Source organism: Sphingomonas sp. Leaf208 (assembly GCF_001421415.1).
Taxonomy (GTDB): domain Bacteria; phylum Pseudomonadota; class Alphaproteobacteria; order Sphingomonadales; family Sphingomonadaceae; genus Sphingomonas.
In genome coordinates, this window is the sequence record NZ_LMKH01000038.1 from 68,953 (window position 1) to 89,793 (window position 20,841).

11 protein-coding genes and 1 pseudogene are annotated in these 20,841 nt (G+C 61.4%); 1 reads left to right on the top strand and 11 read right to left on the bottom strand.

Features of this window, described 5'->3' with window-relative positions; genetic code table 11:
- Positions 1–41: 41 nt before the first annotated feature.
- The 10 genes and pseudogenes from ASE69_RS20450 to ASE69_RS21690 all read right to left on the bottom strand — a co-directional run bounded on the left by ASE69_RS20450 (position 42) and on the right by ASE69_RS21690 (position 17,155).
- The gene (locus ASE69_RS20450; RefSeq protein ID WP_235519019.1) at positions 42–7,208 is read right to left on the bottom strand and encodes an autotransporter outer membrane beta-barrel domain-containing protein; all 7,167 of its coding nucleotides are present in this window, start codon (positions 7,206–7,208) and stop codon (positions 42–44) included.
- A gap of 645 nt (positions 7,209–7,853) precedes the next feature.
- Positions 7,854–7,955: pseudogene (locus ASE69_RS22330) on the bottom strand (IS5/IS1182 family transposase); the annotation flags it as partial.
- Positions 7,956–7,981: 26 nt separating this feature from the next.
- Positions 7,982–8,350, bottom strand: coding sequence for a helix-turn-helix domain-containing protein (locus tag ASE69_RS20455; protein WP_056490973.1), 369 nt, complete (start codon positions 8,348–8,350; stop codon positions 7,982–7,984).
- 23 nt (positions 8,351–8,373) lie between these two features.
- Positions 8,374–8,676: a type II toxin-antitoxin system HigB family toxin gene (locus ASE69_RS20460; protein WP_056490976.1), complete on the bottom strand. Its 303-nt coding sequence runs from the start codon at positions 8,674–8,676 to the stop codon at positions 8,374–8,376.
- Positions 8,677–9,216: 540 nt separating this feature from the next.
- Positions 9,217–9,834, bottom strand: coding sequence for a plasmid pRiA4b ORF-3 family protein (locus ASE69_RS20465; protein WP_235519020.1), 618 nt, complete (start codon positions 9,832–9,834; stop codon positions 9,217–9,219).
- Positions 9,835–9,937: 103 nt separating this feature from the next.
- On the bottom strand, positions 9,938–12,955 hold the full coding sequence (mobF, locus tag ASE69_RS20470) for a MobF family relaxase (RefSeq protein WP_056490917.1): 3,018 nt from the start codon (positions 12,953–12,955) through the stop codon (positions 9,938–9,940).
- A complete protein-coding gene (locus ASE69_RS22465; protein ID WP_056490920.1) occupies positions 12,952–13,785 on the bottom strand; it encodes a hypothetical protein in 834 nt (277 codons plus the stop codon). Before ASE69_RS22465 ends, mobF begins: the two co-directional genes overlap by 4 nt.
- Complete coding sequence (locus ASE69_RS20480; RefSeq protein WP_056490923.1) at positions 13,782–14,099, bottom strand: hypothetical protein; 318 nt, start codon at positions 14,097–14,099, stop codon at positions 13,782–13,784. Before ASE69_RS20480 ends, ASE69_RS22465 begins: the two co-directional genes overlap by 4 nt.
- A gap of 1,131 nt (positions 14,100–15,230) precedes the next feature.
- On the bottom strand, positions 15,231–15,404 hold the full coding sequence (locus ASE69_RS22335; RefSeq protein ID WP_156362450.1) for a hypothetical protein: 174 nt from the start codon (positions 15,402–15,404) through the stop codon (positions 15,231–15,233).
- Between the two features lie 1,202 nt (positions 15,405–16,606).
- Positions 16,607–17,155, bottom strand: a complete 549-nt coding sequence (locus ASE69_RS21690) for a CHAP domain-containing protein (protein ID WP_082453301.1) — start codon at positions 17,153–17,155, stop codon at positions 16,607–16,609.
- Between the two features lie 206 nt (positions 17,156–17,361).
- On the opposite strand from ASE69_RS21690, the gene ASE69_RS20490 reads away from it, so the two are divergent.
- Entirely contained in the window at positions 17,362–17,724 is a 363-nt protein-coding gene (locus ASE69_RS20490; protein WP_056490930.1) for a hypothetical protein, read from the top strand.
- 1,227 nt (positions 17,725–18,951) lie between these two features.
- Here the strand turns inward: ASE69_RS20490 and galU are convergent.
- The gene (gene galU, locus ASE69_RS20495) at positions 18,952–19,824 is read right to left on the bottom strand and encodes a UTP--glucose-1-phosphate uridylyltransferase GalU (RefSeq protein ID WP_056490933.1); all 873 of its coding nucleotides are present in this window, start codon (positions 19,822–19,824) and stop codon (positions 18,952–18,954) included.
- Positions 19,825–20,841: the final 1,017 nt, after the last annotated feature.

Genomic DNA, 20,841 nt, shown 5'->3' on the forward strand with positions numbered 1-20,841 from the left:
AGCATCCGGAAGCAGACAGGCCTGCCTCCGGATCCGCCGCGTCAGAACGCCAGCCGAACTCCCACACGGGCCGACGCGTTATGGTCTGCGTCTCCGCTCTCGCCGGAAAGCGCGCCGAACACCGCCAAACGCTGCGACACGGCGATGTCAGCACCGAGCGTGGCGGTCGCGAGTAAAGGCGCGCGGGGCGCACCCGTCGCCAATAACCCGAGGTCGCCGCCACCCAGCCCGGCCAGAGCATAGGGAGTGCGACCCTTCATTTGATAGCGCGCGCCGATCGTCAGATACGGCCGGGCCACCATCAAACTGCCCGACGAAACGGCGCTTGTAAACGTCAGGCTGCCGTCGACGAACGCCGCGGTGCTGCGCTGCTTGGCTACCGTGAGCGCAAAGGCGCTGCCCCCGGTTTCCGTCACGCCGTCGCGCGTGGTACGGATCACGGTGCCGCCGATGCTCGGCCGCATCGTCCAGGCACTCGACAGTGGTAATGCTGCATCGATGCTCGCATCGGCCGTCCAGCTGTGCAGGTCGTAGCGTCCAAACGCTGTCCCACCCGGCAGCGCGCGACGCGTTTCAGCCTGCGCGCCGTCATAGGCGACCATCGCCTTTATACCGACCGCGCCACGCTGCACGCGGCCATGCACGCCCGCGACGACGCCATCGGCCTGCGTCCGCGCACCAAGGTTGGACAGGGTCTGGTGGCCGTTCAACCACCCGCCGAACGCCCCCAGCGACCAGCCCTCGCCTGCGACGCCGATGCCGGCTAGGAAGCCATAGCCGTTGACGTTCGTCCGCGCGGTGCCGCGCACGACGTTCGCGCCCAGGGTGCGCGTGCCGCTAAGCGCTGAGGCGAAGGTGTACACCCCCGGCGTGTCGCGGGTCGGCGTGAAGGCGCTGCCGCGCGCTGCGTCGGCCAGCGTCAGCCCGTTCTCCACGCCGATCTGTCGTGCAGCGGCATAGGGTTCGGGGGTGAGCCGCCCGAATAGCAAGGCATTGGTACCTCCCGATGCGTCGACCAGCAGCGGCGCGGCGGCGATCAGCGCGGTGCTTGCCTGCCCGCTGGTTAGGACGCCGTTGACGTAGTCGATGCTGTTGCGCACCTGCCCGGTATAGCCCGCGTCGTTCAGGAACTGGCCGAGCAGCCGGATGGTGTTGGCATCCTGCACCACGAAGCCGAACAGGGAGGCGGGCTTGATGACGGTAGTGAAGCTGCCGGTGATACCGCCGCTGGTTGTGATGAGATCCAGGCTCTGGCCTGGCGTCAGCGCGCCGGTAGAGGCCAGTTGCAGCGTCGCCCCGCCAGCGATCGTCAGCGCGCCGTTGACCACCAGCTTGTCGGAGATCGTCGGCGTGATCTCGAACAGCGATGTGGAGGTCGACGCCAGCGCGACATTCCCGTTGACCGTCATCGTGCCCGGCGAGGCGCCCGGGCTCAGCGTTCCCGCAACCGCGATGTTGCCGTTGACCGTCCCCGCCGAGCCGAACGTCGCGCCCTGGTTCACGGTGAACGTCGCGGCGGTCATGCTCGAGCCCGCCAGTCCGACCAGCCGCCCGCCGGTCAACGTGACATTGCCCAGCGATGTGACGCCCGCGATGGTCGCGAACCCACCGCTCATCCGATACGCCTCGATATTGGCGATGCTCGAGAACGCGACCGGTGCCGAGGCGCTGCCGCCCGATACGTCGATGCTGTCGCTGCCCGTGCCGCCATCAACTGCACCTGCAAAGCCGCCGTCGATGGTGAAGCGGTTGTCGGCCGATTCGAACGTTACACGTGCCGCAAGGCCAGCGTCGGCGGCGATCGTCAGGTTGCCCGCCGCGGCCAGCGCGTCATAAACGAAGCCGCCACCGCCGAGCGTCAGCGTGCCTGAGCCTTCGGTCGTCAACCGCGCGAAGTTGGTGAGTGTGCCCGCGCGCAGGCCGAAATCGCCCGCCGACAGGTCGAGCGTTGCCGCGTTGCTGCCAGCGCCCCCGGACACGGTGCCCACGAGCGTGCCGCCCGCCGCCAGCCGGAAGCCGTCATTGCCCGCGCCGAGATCGATCGTCCCCACGAGCACGCCGCCGCGCGCCACCGTCACCGTCTTGTCGCCACCGGTGATCGCGATCGATTGCCCAGTGTTGCCCAGCGTGCCGACGATCGTCAGCGCGTTACCCGCAAGCGCCAGCGTCTCGAACCCCGTGGCGGCACCCGTCAGCGTCACGGCGCCCGTCTTGGTCAGCCGCAGCGTGTCGGTGCCGAGGCCGCCGTCGTAGCGGCCGGCCAGCGTCGCCGCGCCGATCGCGAGCGTGTCGTTGCCTGCCCCAAGTTGGACCGCACCGACATCGCCATCGAGCGTCACGTGCGTCGCAGGACCGGTCCCGGTGATCTGGCCGACCGTGTAGCCGCCCAATCCCAGCGACAGGCTGGTGCCGGTAAGCGCGATCGACTGGAAGTGCTGGTCGAGCGTCAGCGCCAGCGTGCCGCTGCCGTCCACTGCCAGCGTCTGGAAATTGGTGCGCGCGCCGATGCCGGTCCGATCGCCGCCCAGCATCACGCGGTAAAGATTGGCCCCTGCACCGCCGTCGACGCCGCCAGTGGCGATGCTGCCGACCCCCTCGACATAGATGTCGCCGCCCGCGCCGAGCAGCACCGCGCCGCCGATCGCACCGGTGTTGACGACGATATCATTGCCCTCCGCCAGCGTGATCCCGCCCACTATCGTGCCGGCATTGACGAGGGTCAGGGCTCCGCTGCCAGCCGATCCGGTGACGGTGGTCGCACCCTGGGTCGCCAGCGTCTGCCCCGCCGCGACTGCAAGCGTCCCGCCGGAGAGACCGATCGTGTCGACGCCGAAGCTGCCCGAGAAAACACCGGTTCCGGTGCCGGTCTGCGTCACGCGTTCGAAATTGGCTATCTGCGATGCGGCGAGGGATACCGTGCCGCCGGTCGTCGCCAGCTCATAGCTGTCCGTTCCGTCGCCGCCATCGACGAGCCCGTTGGAGGTCCCTCCAACCCGCTGGACGAAGCGATCGTCGCCTGCGTAGAGATCGACGAAGCCGTTGATCGTACCGGCGTTGTCGACCGTGTCCGAACCGGCATCGAGCAGAACGTCGCCGGTGATCGTGCCGGTGTTGCGGATCATGTTGTCGAAGGTGCCGTACGTGAAGACGGCGGCGCTTCCCGTCGTGCCGAACGCGCTGATCGTGCCCGCGTTGATCAGGTTTAACGCGCTGTCCCCGGCGAGGATGGCATAGGCGCGGTCGCCAGTCGCGCTGATCGTGCCGCCGGCCGCGTTGGTGATCGTCCCCGACAAATTGCCGCCCTGCACGATCAGTCCGTAGGCGTAGGACGGGTAGTTTCCGCCCGTCATCGGCGTGGCCGTCGCCGAAATGGTGCCGGTATTGGTCAGCGCATAGGCGAAGGGCTGCGACGACGAGCGGACGTCGAGGTCGAGCGCATACGCGGATCCCGGGCTTTGGGCGGCAATCGTACCGCTATTGGTGATGTTCGCCGTGCCGCCATTCTCGCGCGCGTCGATGGCAAAAGAGGCGGCGATGGCGCCGTTGCTGCTGGCGATCGTGCCGCTGTTGGCGACGCCTAACGACACAGGCGCTGCGGAATCGTCGGACCGCAGCACGGTGAACAGGCCGCCGTCGATCCGGCCGCTATTGTCGATCGTCATGCCCTGCGTCGCGTACAGGTTGGCGGCCTGCGTATAATATGTCGCCGTGCTCGGAACGCCGATCGTGCCGCTATTGGCAAAGGCTAGCGTCGGCGCGCCGCTCAGGCTGACAGCGGGGCCGTAGAAGCTGGACGTCGTGACGGTCCCGCTATTCGTGAACGACGGCACGGTTGCATACACGCCGCCCGCCACCGCGCCGGCGTTGGTCAGCGAGGCAAGGACCTGATCCGCAGGGAATATCGGATCGGCCAGATAGGGAGAAGACAGGGAATAGGGCAGCGACGTCGTCAGCATGCCGGCGATATTTGCCTGGTTGACGATGCTGCCGGTGCCGGCGACGTAGAGATTGCCGCTGAACGTACCGCTCGCGGTCGTGGTCACGACTGTATCGACACCAGCCGCCTGGACTAGCGAGTCCTCGAAATTGCGGACGCCGGTCGGGGCGATGTCTACCGTGCCGCTGCTGGCGAATACGCGACCATAGATGTCGGTGCCCGCGCCGCCATCGACGATGCCCGATACGCCAAGGGAATCGCCGGTCTGCAGCAGCAGGTCGCTGTCGGCGCCGAACAGCAGATCGCCAGCGATCGTACCGCCAGCGGCGATGTAGCTGGAGGAATTGTAGCTGCGAGTGTTGGCGTCAGCATAGCCCAGGTCAACCGTCCCGTTGATCGTGCCCGCGTTGCTAAGCGTCGCGGACCGGACTTGGATTGCCCGGCCGATACCCGCGATGGTACCCCCGGCCGCGTTGATGATCTGCCCCGGACCGTAGCTATAGGCATCGGTTGTGATCGCCGCCCCGAAGGTGGAGACGAGCGTGCCGGTGTTGGTGATCGTCGGCAGGACGTACGTCGATCCCGTATAATACGAATTGCCCAGCAGCACCGCACTGCCGCCCACGCTGATCGTCCCGCTGTTGATCAGCGTGCCGAAGTTCGCCACCCCGCGCGCCGGCGCGCCGCCCGCGGTCTGGCTGATGGTTCCGGTGTTGGTGATCGTACCGGTGCCCGAAATGCCGACGGCACCGTTCAGCGTGATGGTGCCAGCGTTGGTCGCGCTCGCGCCACCATAGATCCCGGCGATTGAGGAACCCGTTCGGTCGGTAACGGCGATGCTACCTGCATTGGTGAAGCTGTCGACCGAATTCAGGACGATGGCGCCGGCGTAATAGTCGCCGTTCGTGGTGGTCCGCGTGAAGCCGAGCGCCCCGCGGCTGGTGATTGACAGCGCGCCGGTGGCCGGCGTCGTCGCGCCGGGATAGGTGATCGCATAGGTCGACTGGACCACAGGCGCATTCGTCGTTGCAATGGCGGCGTCGAGGTCGACGCTGCCGTTGCCGGCAAGCTGTAGGGCCTGTGCGCGGGCCTGTCCCGTGGGCGCGGACAGCGTCAGTGCGGCGCCGTTTGCGAGCTGATAGCCGACTTTTTCAAACGGACCGACATTGCCGGTCGGGATCTTGGCAGTTGCGTCGGCGTTGACCGCGTAGCGTAGCGCGGAGGTGCTGCCGGCGGTCACGGTTCCGGTGATGCCCGCGAACTGGCCTGGTCCGGTGTTGACCAGATCGGTCACCAGCGTTGCGCTTTCGCCAAGCGCCAGATTGCCGTTCAGCGTCCCACCGGTGAGCGCGATATAGGTCAGGCTGTTGCTGTTGCCAAACCCGTCAAAGGCCACGTTGCCGTTGATCGTTCCCGCATTAGCCACGCCGGCGTTGAACGAACTCACCGTGACCGCGCCGCCGCTGCCGCCGCTCACGACGCCGCCGGCTGCATTGATCAGATAGCCATAGGGTTGCACGGCCACCCCGACGCCAGCCGAGCTGATCGTGCCGGTGTTGGTCAGGTAGATGCCGGTGCTCACGCCGGTCGTGGCGCCGCGGATCGTGCCGCTGTTCGACGCGGTGTAGCCGACGTTCCCGTTCAGATACGCACCGATGCCGGCCGTTGAGACGATCGTGCCGCTGTTGGTCAGCACGCCGTCGAACATGTTCACGCCGGGGCCAGCCGCGGTTATAATGCCGCTGTTGACAACCGCATTGTACGACATCGACACCCCGCCGCTGCCGGTCACGCTCACGGTGCCGCTGTTGGCGAAGCTGTGGCTACTCAACACGATGCCGGCCGAACCATAGGTGTTGGATACTGAGGCGGTGATCGACCCCTCATTACGGAACTGCGCACTGGAGCCGAAAGCGTAATCTAGATCGCTGACCGCCCGCCCGGCGAGCGCGATCGTCGCTTGATTGACTACAGTGCCTAGCCCTGTGATGACCAGCGGGGTCGCGGTCGAGAAGCCGGAAGTCAGCGTCGCCGTGACTTTGGCATCGGGCGCCAGCAGCAGTTGCCCAAAGCCAGCATTTAGGTCGATCGGTGTCGTCACAAGGGTGTCGGTGGCGAACACCACCCGCTCGGTATTGATGCCGCCACCCGCGTTGATCGCGCCCGTGATCCCCGTTGCCAACGCACGGGTCCCCATGTACCGCGCGATCAGCGTGTCGCTGCCGTCGCCCAGGTTTACCGATCCGTTGATCGTGCCACCGGTCGAATTGATTGTGCTGTCGCGATTGCCTGTGGTGATGTCGCCAATCACGGTGCCGCGGTTGGTGAGGGTGAGCGACGTCGACGCCGCGATCGCGGTCACTCCTGCGCTGCCGATTTGCCCACCCAGCTCGTTGGTAACGGCCAGCAAACCGCCCGCCAACGCCGCGCCGCTGCCTGAATTGGCAATCGTCCCCGCATTGGTGACGGTCATATAGTAGTTCGGCCCGGCTAAGATCGTTCCCGCAGCCGATGTCGATCGGATCGTCGCGCCCGCCACATTAGTGACCGTGGGCCCATAACCGATAGTGGAATCGAGCGCGCTTCCCCCGCCGCCATCGACGCTACCTTCATTGGCAAGCGTAGACAGTTGTCCAATGATCCCGCCGACGATGCTCGCGCCCGCTCGGTTGGTGATCGTCGAGAAGCTGGTGAGCAGGCTTGGATAGCTCTGCGCGGTCGACACCGTGTTGGCGAGCAACGCGGTCCCGCCAGTGCCGGTCACCGTTCCCGCATTGTCGACGCTGACAGAGACGGTCCCGTTCGGGTTGCCCGGCGATTGGAGCAGCGCCAGCGCCGTTGCGCCCGTCACGCTGCCCCCCGCGCCGATTGTCAGTGCCGTCTCCTGCGTGCTGTAATAGGAGGTTTGGTTCAGCGTTCCCGAGTTAATCGCGATGGCGGTCTGTCCCGGCGCAGAGACGGTGCCCAGTATCGTGAGCGTATTCATCGAATAAGAAGCCGAGCTCGCCCGCGGCACATCGACCGCAATCGCCGGCGCGCCCATGTTTGAGACAGTGGCGCCGCTCGCAACGACCAGTGTCGCACCGCGGGTCGTCACGCGGACGCCATCGGAGTCGGTCCCGGCGCAGGTCGTCGTGCTGTTCGCTGTGTTCTGATCGGGCGCGCATTGCGCCTGCGCAGTCGTCGGCAGCGCCAATCCCCATGCCAGTGCGCTCGTCCCGAGCACAAACGATAGACTACGGCAGCGCACGGCCGGAACAGAACGGATCACGATTGCATTCCCCCTTATCGGCATATTTGCTGCCGTATTTCGTTCGTTTGCGCGATTTTCAACGATGTTGTCCAGTGGCGCGTAAGCAGGCCCCGCATAGCTCGACGGACTTTTATTCGTAGCTATTGGGCGTATTCGGTCACGGTCTTGTCGCTAATGGCCTAACTTCCAAACGTTTCGTAAATGCTAAGTTTCGCGACAGCGCTCTCAACGCTCTTGTTTTCTCGTGCACTCGACTGCAACGCGCGGCGTTAAAGGAGGCCGGATGCAAGCGGGCGTTCGAGGAAAAGATCTCAGGGTGAAGCGTGACCGGCCCGAGCTAGTCAAGATGATCGAGCAGCTGCGCGACGAAGACACGGTGGTGACGCGGCTCGACCGACTAGCACACTTAATCCGCGACCTGGGACGCTCGCCTAGAGGCTGGCGTACCGACGCTTGTTGAGGCGCGTACCGTCGTCGAGAGGTTCCACGAAACGATCCGGCGTAAAACAGAGGGGGATTTCGTTCCCTGGATCGACGTGGCCGAGGCAGCCTGGTAGCGTCTTTCGCCAATGGAATTGCACGCGACGTCGCCGCGGTTCGGGCAGTCAGCGTCACCTCTTGGTCAAACGGGCAGTCCGAAGGGCAAATCACTTAGAGCCCGACTCATAATTCGAGTTTAGCAATACGGCGGGTCATTCGTCTTATGGACGAGACGAGCATCCAGGCTTCGGACGATGCGATGGAGGCTTCCCAGTCCTTGGCGAGATAGGGTCTTCTCCAACCGTCCCGGTTTAGGCCTTGGCTAGCGCATATTCTTGAACCAGCACCTTCTCCGGCACATGCCACGCTCCGGCGATTTTACGGATCATGGGGAGTGTGAGGGCACGATGACGGCTCAATATCTCGGTCGCTCGTGACTGCCCAATCAGGGTAGCCAGTTCGGCACGAGTATAGCCGTTCATCTCCATTGCTGCCTCAATCGCGCGCACCGGATCAAGTGGCTCGATAGGCCAGCGGCGGCTTGCATAGGTTTCGACCAACGTGGCGAGAACGTCGAGCCGATCGCCGGCATCGGTGCCTTCCTCTGCTCCCCACAGCGCCTCGATCTCTCGCAACGCCGTTTCATGGTCTTCGTCGGTCCGGATAGGACGAATGTGCATCGCACCAGCTCCAATAGGCATCGTCAAAACAGGCTCACCGTCAAGGCATCGATCTTATCGTACTCGGCATGCGTCCCAACGAACTTGATGAAAGCAATTAACCGTTTACAGTCGAACGCCACCACCATACGATAATCACCACCAGCCACCTCGAACCGGACCCGTTCGCCGTTAAGCGATTTCGCTTTCGAGAAATCGGCAACGACGTCCAGGGAGCTTTGCCAACCAGCCGCCCCAGCAACGTCATGCCAGTGCCTCAAAGAGGCTTCCGTTGTGGGGTGCTTCGACCAGAACGCAATTAGCTTGTTCCTGGCCATGATCCTCATACTCATTGATTAGCATTTCCCGTTCCGGGAAACAATAAATTCCCGCATTGGGAAAGTTTGGGATCAATCGTTGTCCCTCTATCGTTCCTGACTCCAGATGCCGACATGGGGATGACACCGAAATCGAAGCGCTTAAATATGCCCCAGCCCTCCTGATCGGCAATATTGCCTTGCTAGGCCAGCGTGCCGCGGTCGTTATGCCCAATCTGCGAGGCTGGCAGAAAGGTAGACCTTTACCCTCTTGAGCCGGTTTGATTCCGATCAAGTGTCACCCGCACCGTGCCGGGCGGACATCGCTTTCGCCGATCCCCAGCCGTTGTCCATGACCATCCTGCTTCGGCCAATGCATCGCTGATCAAGCCGGCGACGACCGCAGGTTCGCCGCTACAGTACCAGTCCACCCCGTCGCCATCCTCCCGCACCTAGGGCACCAGTTCGCCCACACGGCGGAACGAACAGGAAATCATGTGGCATAGGGACTGCGCCATTCGACGTCGGCCAGCGCATGCCACAGGTCAACACCGCAAGCGCCATCCGCCCTCACCTGGTCGCCAGAAACAAGATCGACAATGACCTCGAACGCCTTGGAGAGGTGATGGACACGGCTGCCGGGAACACCTCATGGTCGCTTCGGGTGACAAACGACGGTCCGCCGAAGCTAACTCGGTCGTTTGAAAAACTCGATGCCGTTGGCGTACAGTCAGCGTAGCCGGAGTACCCTCCCATATCCTCGGGCGGCCCGGATCGTACACCCTCAATGCATCGGGGATAGCTGACATTCGGATCACGCATACGGCGACGAAGCATGATCCGGTGATGCCAATCGTCGCCATAGTCGTACACGTACAAGGCTTGGAGGCTGGCGTCCTCACCGTAGGGGAAGCTGAGGTCCTGCATGCGCACCCCGCCCGCCTCGATAGTACAGGGACCATATGTGTCGCCATCATCGAACTCGGGCGCGCCGATCGTCAGTCCGCCGACGTCGAAGCGATGCAGGTGGCTATCGGTCCAGCCGAACGCTGCCTGCAAAACCTCATGGAACTGCGCGAAGTTAAGATCGACGGGCAGCTCCAGCGTGCGCTCGATCCGAGGCGCGATCCCAAGAATGTGGACATTCGCGGTGATGATGAAGCTGTCTGGGTCGAAGGGATCTTGCATGACCCAAACATGCCCCAGCCCTTCCTGATCAGCAATGTTGCCTTGCTAGGCCAGCGCGCCGCGGCCGTTATGCCCAATCTGCAAGGCCGGCGGAAAGGTAAAACTACATGTCCATGTCGAAGTCGCGGGTAATCTCGATTTCGAGCTCCTTGCGGCTCGGTGCGATCGGCTCGACCTGCACCATCGCGACCGGTTCAGGCACAAGCCAGACCGGTGCTGCAGTGACCTCCTCCTTCCCGATCGTCTGCAAGGCGGCGCTCATCGCATCCAGCAAGCGCGCATCCCTGCTTTCCGCACGCTCCGCCGCAACTTCTGCCGGGGCCAGTTCCCCCGTCGCCGGATCGAAGCGCTCCCCGCCTGAGGGCGACAGTTCGGGTGCGAGGTCGAGCGCGTGCGGCACATCGCCGCGGTGGCTCTCGATCGCCGCGACCAGGCCTGCGCGGTCATCGGTGTGCAGCGTCATGTCCTCGCGTGCCCGGGTCTGGAGAACATAGTACAGGCTCTGGCTGTTGAGCAGGCGGTCGTGACTGTCCATGACCGTGATCGCCCGGTCGACGGTGATGCCCTGCGCCCGGTGCATGTTGAGCACCGCTCCGTGCCCCAGCCGCTCACGCATCGGATCGTTCGGCGGGATAACATGGTCGCGGTCGCGGCCTGACAGATGCAGCGTGCCGCCCTCGATGCGGTCGAGCGTGACCGCAGTGCCGTTGGTCATCCCGCGCGTATTGTCCTCACCCGTGAAGATCAGACGGTCGCCCTCGCGCACCTCGATCTCGCCTGGCACCGCCAGCGCGGCCCCCTGCCCGGCATGGTGAAGGCTACGCGGATCGAAGTGCCGGGTATGCCCGTCACGTTCGAGCCGGACGGTCCCGGTTCCCCGTTCGGTCGCGCCGACCGTGTAGGAGCCAGGCACCAGTCCTGCCTGATGGCGGTAGATGTCGAGCCGCATGCCCTCGGCCCAGTACCGCGACTGGCGTAGTTCCTCGCGGGTCAGGTTGAGATTGTCCCAGACCCTGAGCGTGACGGCATCTGGGCCGAGCAAACCTTCGGCCATCAGCCCGTCGCGCACCGCGCCGAGTACCGCTTCGCGCAGCACATGCCCGGAGGTCAGCAGCGCAGTGCGGTCGCGCTCTCCGGTCGGCAGACCGAGATATTGCGCGACCGCAGCCGCAGCCGGATCGGCGCTCTCGCATACCCGCCCGCCGAGCAGCGCCACGGTATCGCCGATGCGGCCTTCACGGGCGAGCGAAGCGGCCTCGCGCAGCGTGTCGGTCTGCTGGCGGCGGTTCTCGGCGAGGCGCACCGTCGGCATGCCGGCCTTCTGCAGTAACGCGAACGGTCGCCCCGCGCTCGGCGACGCGATCTGCCTCACGTCGCCGACCAGCACCAGTTTCGCCGCCCCGCCTGCCCGCACCACATCGATCAGCCCGGCCAGTTGACGCGACGATACCATCGACGCCTCCTCGAGTACGACGATCTTGCCCGCCATCAGCGTGGACAGCGTCTCGCTCATACGGGCGCGACCATCGCTGCGACCATGCGCCTGTAGTACTGATGCGAGCGAACGCATCTTGAGCCCGAGTCCGGCCATCTCCTCCATCAGCTTGTTCTGCGGCACCAGCACCAGCAGCCCCACCCCGCCTTCCGCACCCGCCCGGCCGACCGTCTCGAACAGGAAGGATTTGCCGCTGCCGGCATCGCCCTGGATCAGCTGGATGCGATCGGTGCCGGCGAGCATCGCCAGCCCCGCCTGGCGCTGTTCATCCGCCAGCGTCACGCCCCGCGCTTCCGCTACATGGGTCAGCGCCGCATCCGCCTTGCATGCCGCCATCGGCGAGTTCGCGGTGCCGACACCGGCGCGCACGGCTGCCAGGATCGTCTTCTCGGTCGCCAGCATGTCCCTTGTCGTCAGCCGGTTGGCATGGACACCGCCACGCGGACCCGCGATCAGGACGCCTGCCTGCCGCAGGGCATCGGTCCGTGCCTCTATGCCGCGCACCGTCGCCCCCTTTTCCGCCATGGAAAGGCTGGCGGCCAGGACATCGCGGTGGTCGAAGCTCGCCGCCCGCTCACCGAGGTGACGGACGCCCGCCGCGACCGCATAGGCACTGGCGAGATCGCCGCCACGGCGGACATCGTCCAGACCGCGCAGCAGCGGCTCGGGGCTGGGCCCGAACCCACGGGTGACCCGCGCCACCAAAGTGGCCCCCCAGTCGCGTACCGCCGCCATCGCTGAACGCGGTCGCACCATATCGTACGCGGCCTGCGTCACGCCGTGGATTGCCGGCCCGTGCACCACCGCCTTCTGCGCCCACAGCGCGCGCGCCACTTGTGCATCGCCCGCCTGCTTGGCGTCGCGCGAGCGGGTCGCGATCTGCGCCATCGCGCGCGGCGAGGTCATTCCGAGTTCGGCCGCCTTGCGCAGGATCTCCTCGCGCCGGGCACTGAACGCCTCGATCACGTCGCGAGGGATACCGAGAATGTCGAACTGGCCGTGCTTGCCGTTGATTTCGGTTTGATAGCCAAGCTTGCTCAGTTCGAGCCGTAGCTCGGCATGGTAGGCGGCACCGATCAGTGTCGACTGCTTCCACAGGGGCCCGTTGTTGAGGGCAACCCATGACCCATCGGCGCGCAAGGCTGCGTTGACCACCGCGGCGTGGGTATGGAGGTGTGGATCGAGCATGCGGCTGAGGTCGTGCTGGAACAGCGCATAGACCATCCGTGCCGGCTGCAGCGTCTTACCGGCCTTGCCCGAGCGCGCCTGTCCGAACCGCGCCTCCGCCCATGCCATCGTCGCCGACACTGCTCTCGCATGCGCCGCGACGACGCGCGCATCGCCACCGATCAGCGCCACCAGCGACACCGATTTGGGCGCGTTGAAGGTAAGGTCGAACCCACGATTGCGCGTGCCGTCGCCGCCATCTGCAATGACCACGCCGCCCGGTAGCCGGCCGTCCAGCACGGCGTTGAATGCATCGCCGTCGACATGGCCGGAAAGTCCGAGTTCGGCTGCCCCCTCACCGCCCCAGGCGGAGGGCCCTTCCTGCTCGCCGGTATAATAATTATCGGCGGCATAATAATCCGCCGCGTTCTTGGGCAGGGGATTGGGTCGGACGGTCATGACGCCTTCGGTGCGTAGGGAGGCATCGACACGCGGCAGCTGAACCGGCGCTTCACCTCCCGCGTATGCGTCATGCAACGCGTGTAGTCGGAGCGGAATTGCGGGTCGTCCAGCAGCGCCTTGGTCTGCGCCATGATCCCGCCCGTCACACTGCCGTTCCCGATCAGCGTATAGGCGGCGCCGACCGCGGTCGTCTCGCCCGTCAGCCGGATCGCCAGCGAGCGGCCTGCGGGGGTGTCCGCCAGCACCGGAACGCTCGCCCCGGCTGCAATCAGCGTGCCCGCCGCACCCAGGGCAAGAGACCATCGCCGACCTTTGTTCAGTTGGCCTAATCGGGCCACCTCGTCCCGCAAAGTATCGATCTTTACGGCCAGCTCCCGGTTGCCTTTCTCGAACAGCAGCGTCTGGGCGTCCCGTCCCTTCTCCGCCCCGGTTTCCATGGCGACGAGTCGCTTGGTCTGGGCCTTGTCCTGCTCGGCAAGCATGGTGCGCAGATGACCGGTCCCGCCGGTCTCGGTGATGGTCTTCCTGACCCCGTCGAAGCCTGCGCCGATCGCCGCCGGCAGCTCTGTCGCCAACCGCTCGACGAGCGCATCGAACCGCGCGATGACCTCGGCCAGTCGCATCGTGAAGGACCTGTTTTGCGCAGCCTCAGGTGGACGCTCCAACCTGCCTGGCGACGCATCGGCATCAACGGCGCGTTCCAGTGTTTCGAGGACTATGCGATCGATCAGATCGCGCAGGCTGATGCCCTTGCGCCGTGCCTCCGTTTCGAGCCGGGCGTGAAGCTCGTTCGAGACGTCAATGCGCTTGCGACCGGGCTCGTTCATCGGCCTACCCGCTGCCGCGCTTCGGCGAGCATCCGAGCGGCGAGCTCGCGCCCGCGCTGCCGGATTTCCATCAGCCCCGCCTTGCCCTTCGGTCCATGCCCGACCTGGCCTTCGACCAGCAGTTCGACGCTGGCGCGCATCTTGGTCAGCTGGTCGAGCAGGATCTCGTCGAGCGGCAACAGTTCGTCATCGAGCGCTCGCACCAGCGTGTCCGCCACCCAGGCGCTGCGCTGCTTGCCGACCTGTGCCGCACGTCGCTCGATGCCCGCCAGCTGATCCGGCTGGAGGTAGACCGTGATCGGTACGCGCGCCATCGAATACCCCTTTTGCCCTTCGGATGAGTGTGCATCGCATGATCCCGGTGCGCAAGAACTTGGGCAGAGCAATACCATTTAAAATCTTGCAAAAGCTGGAATACCTGCTCTGTGCTACGCTTGATCCACGTGGTCCACGCACAGAGCGGCGTATGGACCATTCCTTCGTAGCCCCTGTTTTCCGCCGTTTTTCCGCACCCGTCAGGGTGCATCAGGTGTGCATCTACCCTTTTGCAGATTCTAATGCCGGCTGTGATCCATTTTGGTGACCTAGATATCGTTTAGGATTTCGGCAGGGGCTGCGGCCGGCGAGAGAGCCGGCCAGCAGATAAAGCAATTTCAGTTGGTACGATGACTCCAGAACCAGCTGGCTGCGGCGCCAGTATCACAGCGAATTGTCGGTTACTTATTGTTGCGTGAGTACGCTTCGACTGGCCAGCACTCGCTTGGTCAGGCGAACAATCTGACCCGATAGCTGTCTTGAAACCATCACTGATCCTCAGCGCACGAGATCGTTTGCCGACATGATCGCGACATAAAAATGGCGTCGGACGGTCCGTCGAAGTGGGCTCGGGTCGTTCAAAAAGCTCGATGCCGTTAGCATACATGAGCAGGGCCGTTCGGTCCGCCAACAGGGTCTCCGGCACCGACCGAACAGCCACGTCGTTGTGGTCACCATCAACACGAGCATCTATACGCCAGTAACACGGGCCAGTCGGACTGATCGTGGATCATTGCGACCTGCATCACAAAGATCGCAATGCCAACACTCAGCACGATCTGCCAGGGCGGCATCGGCCAGTTAGCGATGCCGCTGCGAACGACGATAACCGCCCCCGTGAGGCAGATATGGTGGGGTCACTGATTGCTAGATTGCGGAATTTTTCTCTTGGTTATCTTGTAGCGATTGATGCGATCGGGTTGTCCCGCCGGAGCAGGTTCGGGTCGCCTGAAGTGGTCGATCACTTCGCACTGATCGGGAGCGCTGTTCAGTGCGATGGAGCGATCTGCGACACGGATCGCACATCCTCATGCTACTGCCCGGCATGAGGCATAAATAATCCTGAAATACAGCAGCGAGGACGGTTGATTATGGTTGCGGTTTGCTTGCTTCAGGTTGGCAAAAATCGATCAATCGAATGACGCTGGCCGCGGGTAGCTGATCGGTCGCTCGAACGCGATCTCGACGTCCTCGACGCCCGCCATATTCAGGGCGTCGAGGATCCCGCCGGACGTCCGACAAGTAGGTTCGTTGTCATCAGCTGCCGGTGCTAGCGGCGTCCTGTCCTGCCGGTCGTCGCTCATGGGTTCAGCTGACCTACTCTAGCCCCTGTAGACGGCTGCGAACGGTAGGGATGCCGATCGCACCATAACCGGCGGGCAATTACCAGCACCAGCCATGTCATCGTCAGCACCATCACCGCGAGCACTGATGCGGCGAGCAACATAATTAATCGAGGCTGATGATCGATCAGGGCGATCGAAAATGCCGCTGCCGATGCCCGTTGCCATAGGCCAAGGCGACGGCCGCGGCAAGCTGCCGCGGCATCGTCCGCAATCCCGGCACCGGCACGCTGTCCAGCTCGCCTGCGACTAGCCCAGCGACGGGTTGGGTGCCACGCGGTCCAGCAATGGGAGCATATTCTGAACATATTTAGATAGCGTAGACTGCCCTACCGGATATGCTCGTGCTGCGTTCCAAGGCCCCCAACATGCGATCAATCATGTCTATGGTTTCTTGAAGATAATCCTGGTCAATCCATTTCGTCGCGCTTGCCAACGCGTCTACCGAGCGCCTTCGACTGCGCATCAAATATTTGAAGCGTGCTCGATCCGCCTCTGGTAACCGCTCAAATCGCTCAGCCTCCGCTGCATGCGATGGGGTCGGATACATTTTCTCGAACTGAATGATATCCATTATACTACTACTAAGGCTAGGCGAGAGTTATCGCGTCAACCGTAGCGGTAACGACGCAGCACTCAACCGCAATACGATCGCTGAGAGCACCGATAGGCTGATCAATATAGATAGTCCGCGCTCAGCCGGCCATGCTCAGCAACGGTCTCTCACCGCCCAGAAGTCGCGGTCCCTCATCGTATGTCAAGGTGCGTAGCACGCTTTTTGCCAACAGCAGATTGCTAACGAATTTTTCCAGCGTCGATCTGTCTGCTTACGCGCCAGAAACTTCAATCATTAACGAACCTGCTCACGCTGAGGCATAGTGTTGGAGACATTCGCGGAGCCTACGCGCAAATGACAAAGTTGGACGCAAATCAGTCAGCGTCATAAGCCAGAGCAGTGCGTGCCTCATGCCGTGGGCCTATCACTATACTGCGAATTATGAAAATGGTGCCACTTAGGACGCGAATACAAAGTATTTTTGCCATATTTTACTTGGTTTAATAGCTAACGCTTACGATGCGGTATAGAAGAACTCGTTACCTCCATCGTCCGGCAAATATCTCCTGAATAGACTAAGCCAACCAACGATATGGAACGATCCGCGTCACCGTGCTAATGGTACATATGCGTCGATGAGCGCACCAACGTAGTCCGGATGCGGGCCGCTAAGCCCTGTGACCGGCCTTCGCGCATAGATAAAACCAGCCACTGGGTATATACCACCACCAAGCCCATTGGCGTCCCGATACCAAACCTTGACTTTACTCCAGTTATTTTGGTCAGAGACGTCGAACAACGTTACGTCTTGCTCCGTGTGCCCACGTTTTCCATTCTGACGCGACCAATTGGCATGGGTCAACATTAATACTCGTTTTTCTACTACTCGACTGACTACCGCTACGTGCCCTAATGGTAACTTTGCTATTCTCGGGAACACAATTACCGCACCTTGACGCGGGACATGGCCGCGTTGGTACCGACCGTCCGCCTTCTCCCACCAAGTCCAAGCGTCGCCATAAATTTCTATGCCAGACGCTGCACGCGCGAAGGGGACGCACTCCCCAACATAACGGAGCAAACTAGCTGCCGATGCAACCGTCGGCAACGCTAGAACTAGCAACGCAACCGATAACGAGGCAACCCAGCGGCTCATAGCAGGCTCTTCAATACGCTTTTGGAATGCAGACCCTAGAGGGGAACCAGTAGCTTGGTCGAGCAAATTGCGATTATTCCAAATGAACCTGAACACGTTCAGGTGTGCAACATCATCGTTGAATTCAGATGCTTGGTCGATTGCTCGAATCTACGCCTTCCGTTTTCACCCGCTAGTTTATAGATCGTCCGCCAAAGGGATACACGATGGCGATCATAACCGAAACGGCGTTGAAGAGTGACTGGTTCTACCTTGCAAAGGAGCAGCTCTTGGATCCAGCGGCTACTTCGTTTTTCACGTTGCGAGACGGTCGCATAACGTCAAACGGCAGGGTGGACGCAGTAGGCACGTACCTCATAGCTGGCAGCAAGGCAGTGCTAACTTTCACGCGGAAAGATGCCCCGGACTTTATCATGACGCTCACGGCGACATCTGAAGTATTCAATAAAGCTACGGCGATTTTGCAGGCGGATGCAAGATATCGGATCGCCGGTGTGAATGGCCTTGCGGCTTACCAAGGAACGCTCGTTCGACGCGTTACCGAATTTCGAACAATAACAAAGCCTTAGCTCGGATACGCTGACATCGGACAACCTGACGGAATTGGCGCTCCGCGTCGTTTTACCTAATAATGATAAGTCGAAGAGCATGAGAATCATAGGGTATGCTGCGCCCCTCTAACGTGATATTCGTGCTACAAGCTAAGATGAAGAACCAGCACAATAGGAACGCAATTACTATATAGCCCGGGCGCGGTATGTAGCTGGGCAACGTCATCCCCGAAAGCGCGCCTGATAAGCCTTCCGTTGACGTAAGACGAGGCAGCCGTGGTCTTCTTAGGAGATGCACGGAAACGGAGCTTGTAGCTCGCTCGCCTTTTCTGAACTGCAGGAATTTTCAAAGAAATAGGCGAGGACACACCTAGTCGTACGTATGTCTCGGCTTAATTAGATAAAATTGGTGTTGGCCAACAGTTTCAGATCGAGCGACAGCCTCCAGTTCGCAGAAACAAGTTGCTAGTATCTCTGTTCCGGAACGAGGTCTGCATCTGGGTAAATCTGTGAAGAAAATCACGTAAGTGATAGTGCCCCCCCCCCAAACCACCATGGATTACTAACAGCAAAGCTGAAATGGACTACTTGGCTACCTATAGGTACCCTTAGTGCGTTATGACGCGTCGTATATTTACGTTACATTGTAGAGACCGGCAGTAACAAAGGCATTTTGCCATAACGCCCGCAGTACTGGATCGTGCTCCTCGGTATATGGACAATAGTCCAAACTACCGCTTTTTCTTGTTACCAGCTTCAGTCCCCTCGGCGGACGCCTGTCCGCACTGAGTGGCAAAATCTGGCACCTAATCCTCCTAGATCTTTATAATCAACTCAAAGCGAACAGATCTATAATAAAATCTAGCTTTATTAAGACAACTAAATACTGGTCTACGCCTTTAGTGTTATAGCCTCGTTAGATTGAATTTCTATCCAGCCTTACCCCGTTGTTAATGTTCCCAAACCGCAAGTCCGATGTAAACCGGCGCGGCGTCCGGTGTACGGGCCTCGCACTTTGAAAGGGCGGAAAACACTTGGCCAGGTGGAAAACCTTGCGCCTTTAGACGGCTCCAGCATGCGACTTTGGTAACGCCACATCAATAGAGGTGCCGTAACCACGCCTTGCCCAACAACTAGAACAATGGCATTTGCCGCCCCCTCACCTAACGATCGTCGAGCCTGTCTCGGACAAGGAGGCTGACTAAGTTTAAGTTCTGGAAAGAGCGCATAGTGCTGTGCTTTTAGTCAGGCGTTCAGCAACCCGTTAGCAAACTCTCTTATTGCCGGTCCGATATCACCACGCGCCAGCGCAATCGCAAGATTCGCCTGAATGTAGCCAGCCTTGTCGCCGCAGTCATAGCGCTGGCCGTCGAAGGTGAAGCCGTGAAACGACTGGTTGCCGATCAGCTGCGCCATCGCGTCGGTCAGCTGGATTTCGCCACCAGCACCCTTTTCCTGCGTTTCCAGGATCCGCATCACGTCCGGCTGAAGGATGTAGCGCCCCGGGATCATTAGGTTCGACGGCGCAGTGCCGCGCTTGGGCTTTTCGATGAGCGCGGTCACTTCGGTCAGCCGACCGTCGATCGCGCCTGGCGAGATGATGCCGTATTTGTCAGTTTCCGAATCGGGCACTTCCAGCGCGCCGATTACGTTACCGCCGACCTGATTATACGCTTCGACCATCTGCTTCATGAAGCCGGGCTTCCCAACCATTAGCTCGTCGGGGAGCAGGACGGCGAAAGGTTCGTCGCCGACGATTTCGCGGGCACACCAGACCGCGTGGCCCAAGCCAAGCGGCTCCTGCTGCCGGACATAGACCGGCGAACCGGGCTTCATCCGGATATTGCTGATCGCATCCAGCGACTTGCCGCGCGACCGCATCGTATCCTCGAGCTCGTACGAGATGTCGAAATGATCCTCCAGCGCGCCCTTGTTGCGGCCCGTCACAAAGATGATCTGTTCGATCCCCGCCTCAAGCGCTTCCTCGACGGCGTACTGGATCAGGGGCTTGTCGACGACAGTGAGCATTTCCTTCGGCATGGCCTTGGTAGCCGGAAGGAAGCGCGTACCCAGTCCAGCGACCGGAAATACGGCCTTGCGCAGCGGCTTTATCGTCATGTTATCTCCTGTAGATCATACCTCTACTATCGGCCTACACGACCACTGCCAACCCAACGCAGAGCGATGTTGCACATGGAATCCGGCAAAAAATGTGCCCTATTTAATTAGTTGGCGACCAATTGGGAAAACAGGGTATTCCGATAACCAGTTGATCTGCTTGGATTTTTAGACCGTCCATGTCTTAGCATCGATTCAAATGCCCAAGCTGGGGGCGATAAGGCGTTAGCTCGTGGACAACGAGTTGGCTTGATAGCGAGGTGTCAACGATACGCATTGGGCATTGCTCATTCAGCCAATAGAACCTGTAGCTGCAGGCCAATAAGTCCGAGCGCGTTGTCAGGCCGACCATCACCGGTTGGTTGCTAAGGATCGCCATACACACTCGCGCCGTCAGCGCGCTCGCGGTCTTCGCGACTGCGCTTTGGTAGCCGATTATCGCGGTACAATTGACACACCTTCCCCAGGTTAATGCCTACGCGCTCACGCTAATCGGGATCGCCAACCATAGATAGTCGAACCAACGGCGCTGGTTGGCAGTCCCAAACATCTGCTAGCGAACTACGCCGTTTGCATGTGGAGCGGTCCATATTGCCATGCCAACCAATTTGCAGCGTAATCAGCCTCAAGACTAGACGTTCTGAGAAGCCGGGAGTAGGCACCGATTCTCTACTGCAACGTAGCGATCTCAGACCAGCTCGGTTTCTCCCAGTAGAGTTTGTTTCGCTTACCGAATGCTTTCGGCATACTACGCCGCCTTCATGCGAGCCTCATGCTCGCGAGCGCAATATGCGTCGATTTTTGATAACCTGTGTAATAATGTCACATATTTTAATCTAACGAACAATATTACCGCTATTTTTATTATTTCGGTAGCACGTAGAGTAATAGCGCCACCTTTCCCGTACGGTTCACTTGGCTCGGCAGTTTCCCAGGGTATGGTCGCCGGATGCAAAATCGAGAGTAACAATTAGTTAGTTTGCAGATTCATGTTGATGTATGAGAGATTATACACTC

Bases quoted from the DNA above. Each gene is read 5' to 3' on its own strand.
- ASE69_RS22465 (WP_056490920.1), bottom strand. From the start codon at position 13,785: ATGAACGAGCCCGGTCGCAAGCGCATTGACGTCTCGAACGAGCTTCAC.
- ASE69_RS20455 (WP_056490973.1), bottom strand. From the start codon at position 8,350: ATGCACATTCGTCCTATCCGGACCGACGAAGACCATGAAACGGCGTTG.
- ASE69_RS20480 (WP_056490923.1), bottom strand. From the start codon at position 14,099: ATGGCGCGCGTACCGATCACGGTCTACCTCCAGCCGGATCAGCTGGCG.
- ASE69_RS22335 (WP_156362450.1), bottom strand. From the start codon at position 15,404: ATGAGCGACGACCGGCAGGACAGGACGCCGCTAGCACCGGCAGCTGAT.
- ASE69_RS20460 (WP_056490976.1), bottom strand. From the start codon at position 8,676: ATGAGGATCATGGCCAGGAACAAGCTAATTGCGTTCTGGTCGAAGCAC.
- mobF (WP_056490917.1), bottom strand. From the start codon at position 12,955: ATGACCGTCCGACCCAATCCCCTGCCCAAGAACGCGGCGGATTATTAT.
- ASE69_RS21690 (WP_082453301.1), bottom strand. From the start codon at position 17,155: ATGAGCCGCTGGGTTGCCTCGTTATCGGTTGCGTTGCTAGTTCTAGCG.
- galU (WP_056490933.1), bottom strand. From the start codon at position 19,824: ATGACGATAAAGCCGCTGCGCAAGGCCGTATTTCCGGTCGCTGGACTG.
- ASE69_RS20490 (WP_056490930.1), top strand. From the start codon at position 17,362: ATGGCGATCATAACCGAAACGGCGTTGAAGAGTGACTGGTTCTACCTT.
- ASE69_RS20465 (WP_235519020.1), bottom strand. From the start codon at position 9,834: ATGCAAGATCCCTTCGACCCAGACAGCTTCATCATCACCGCGAATGTC.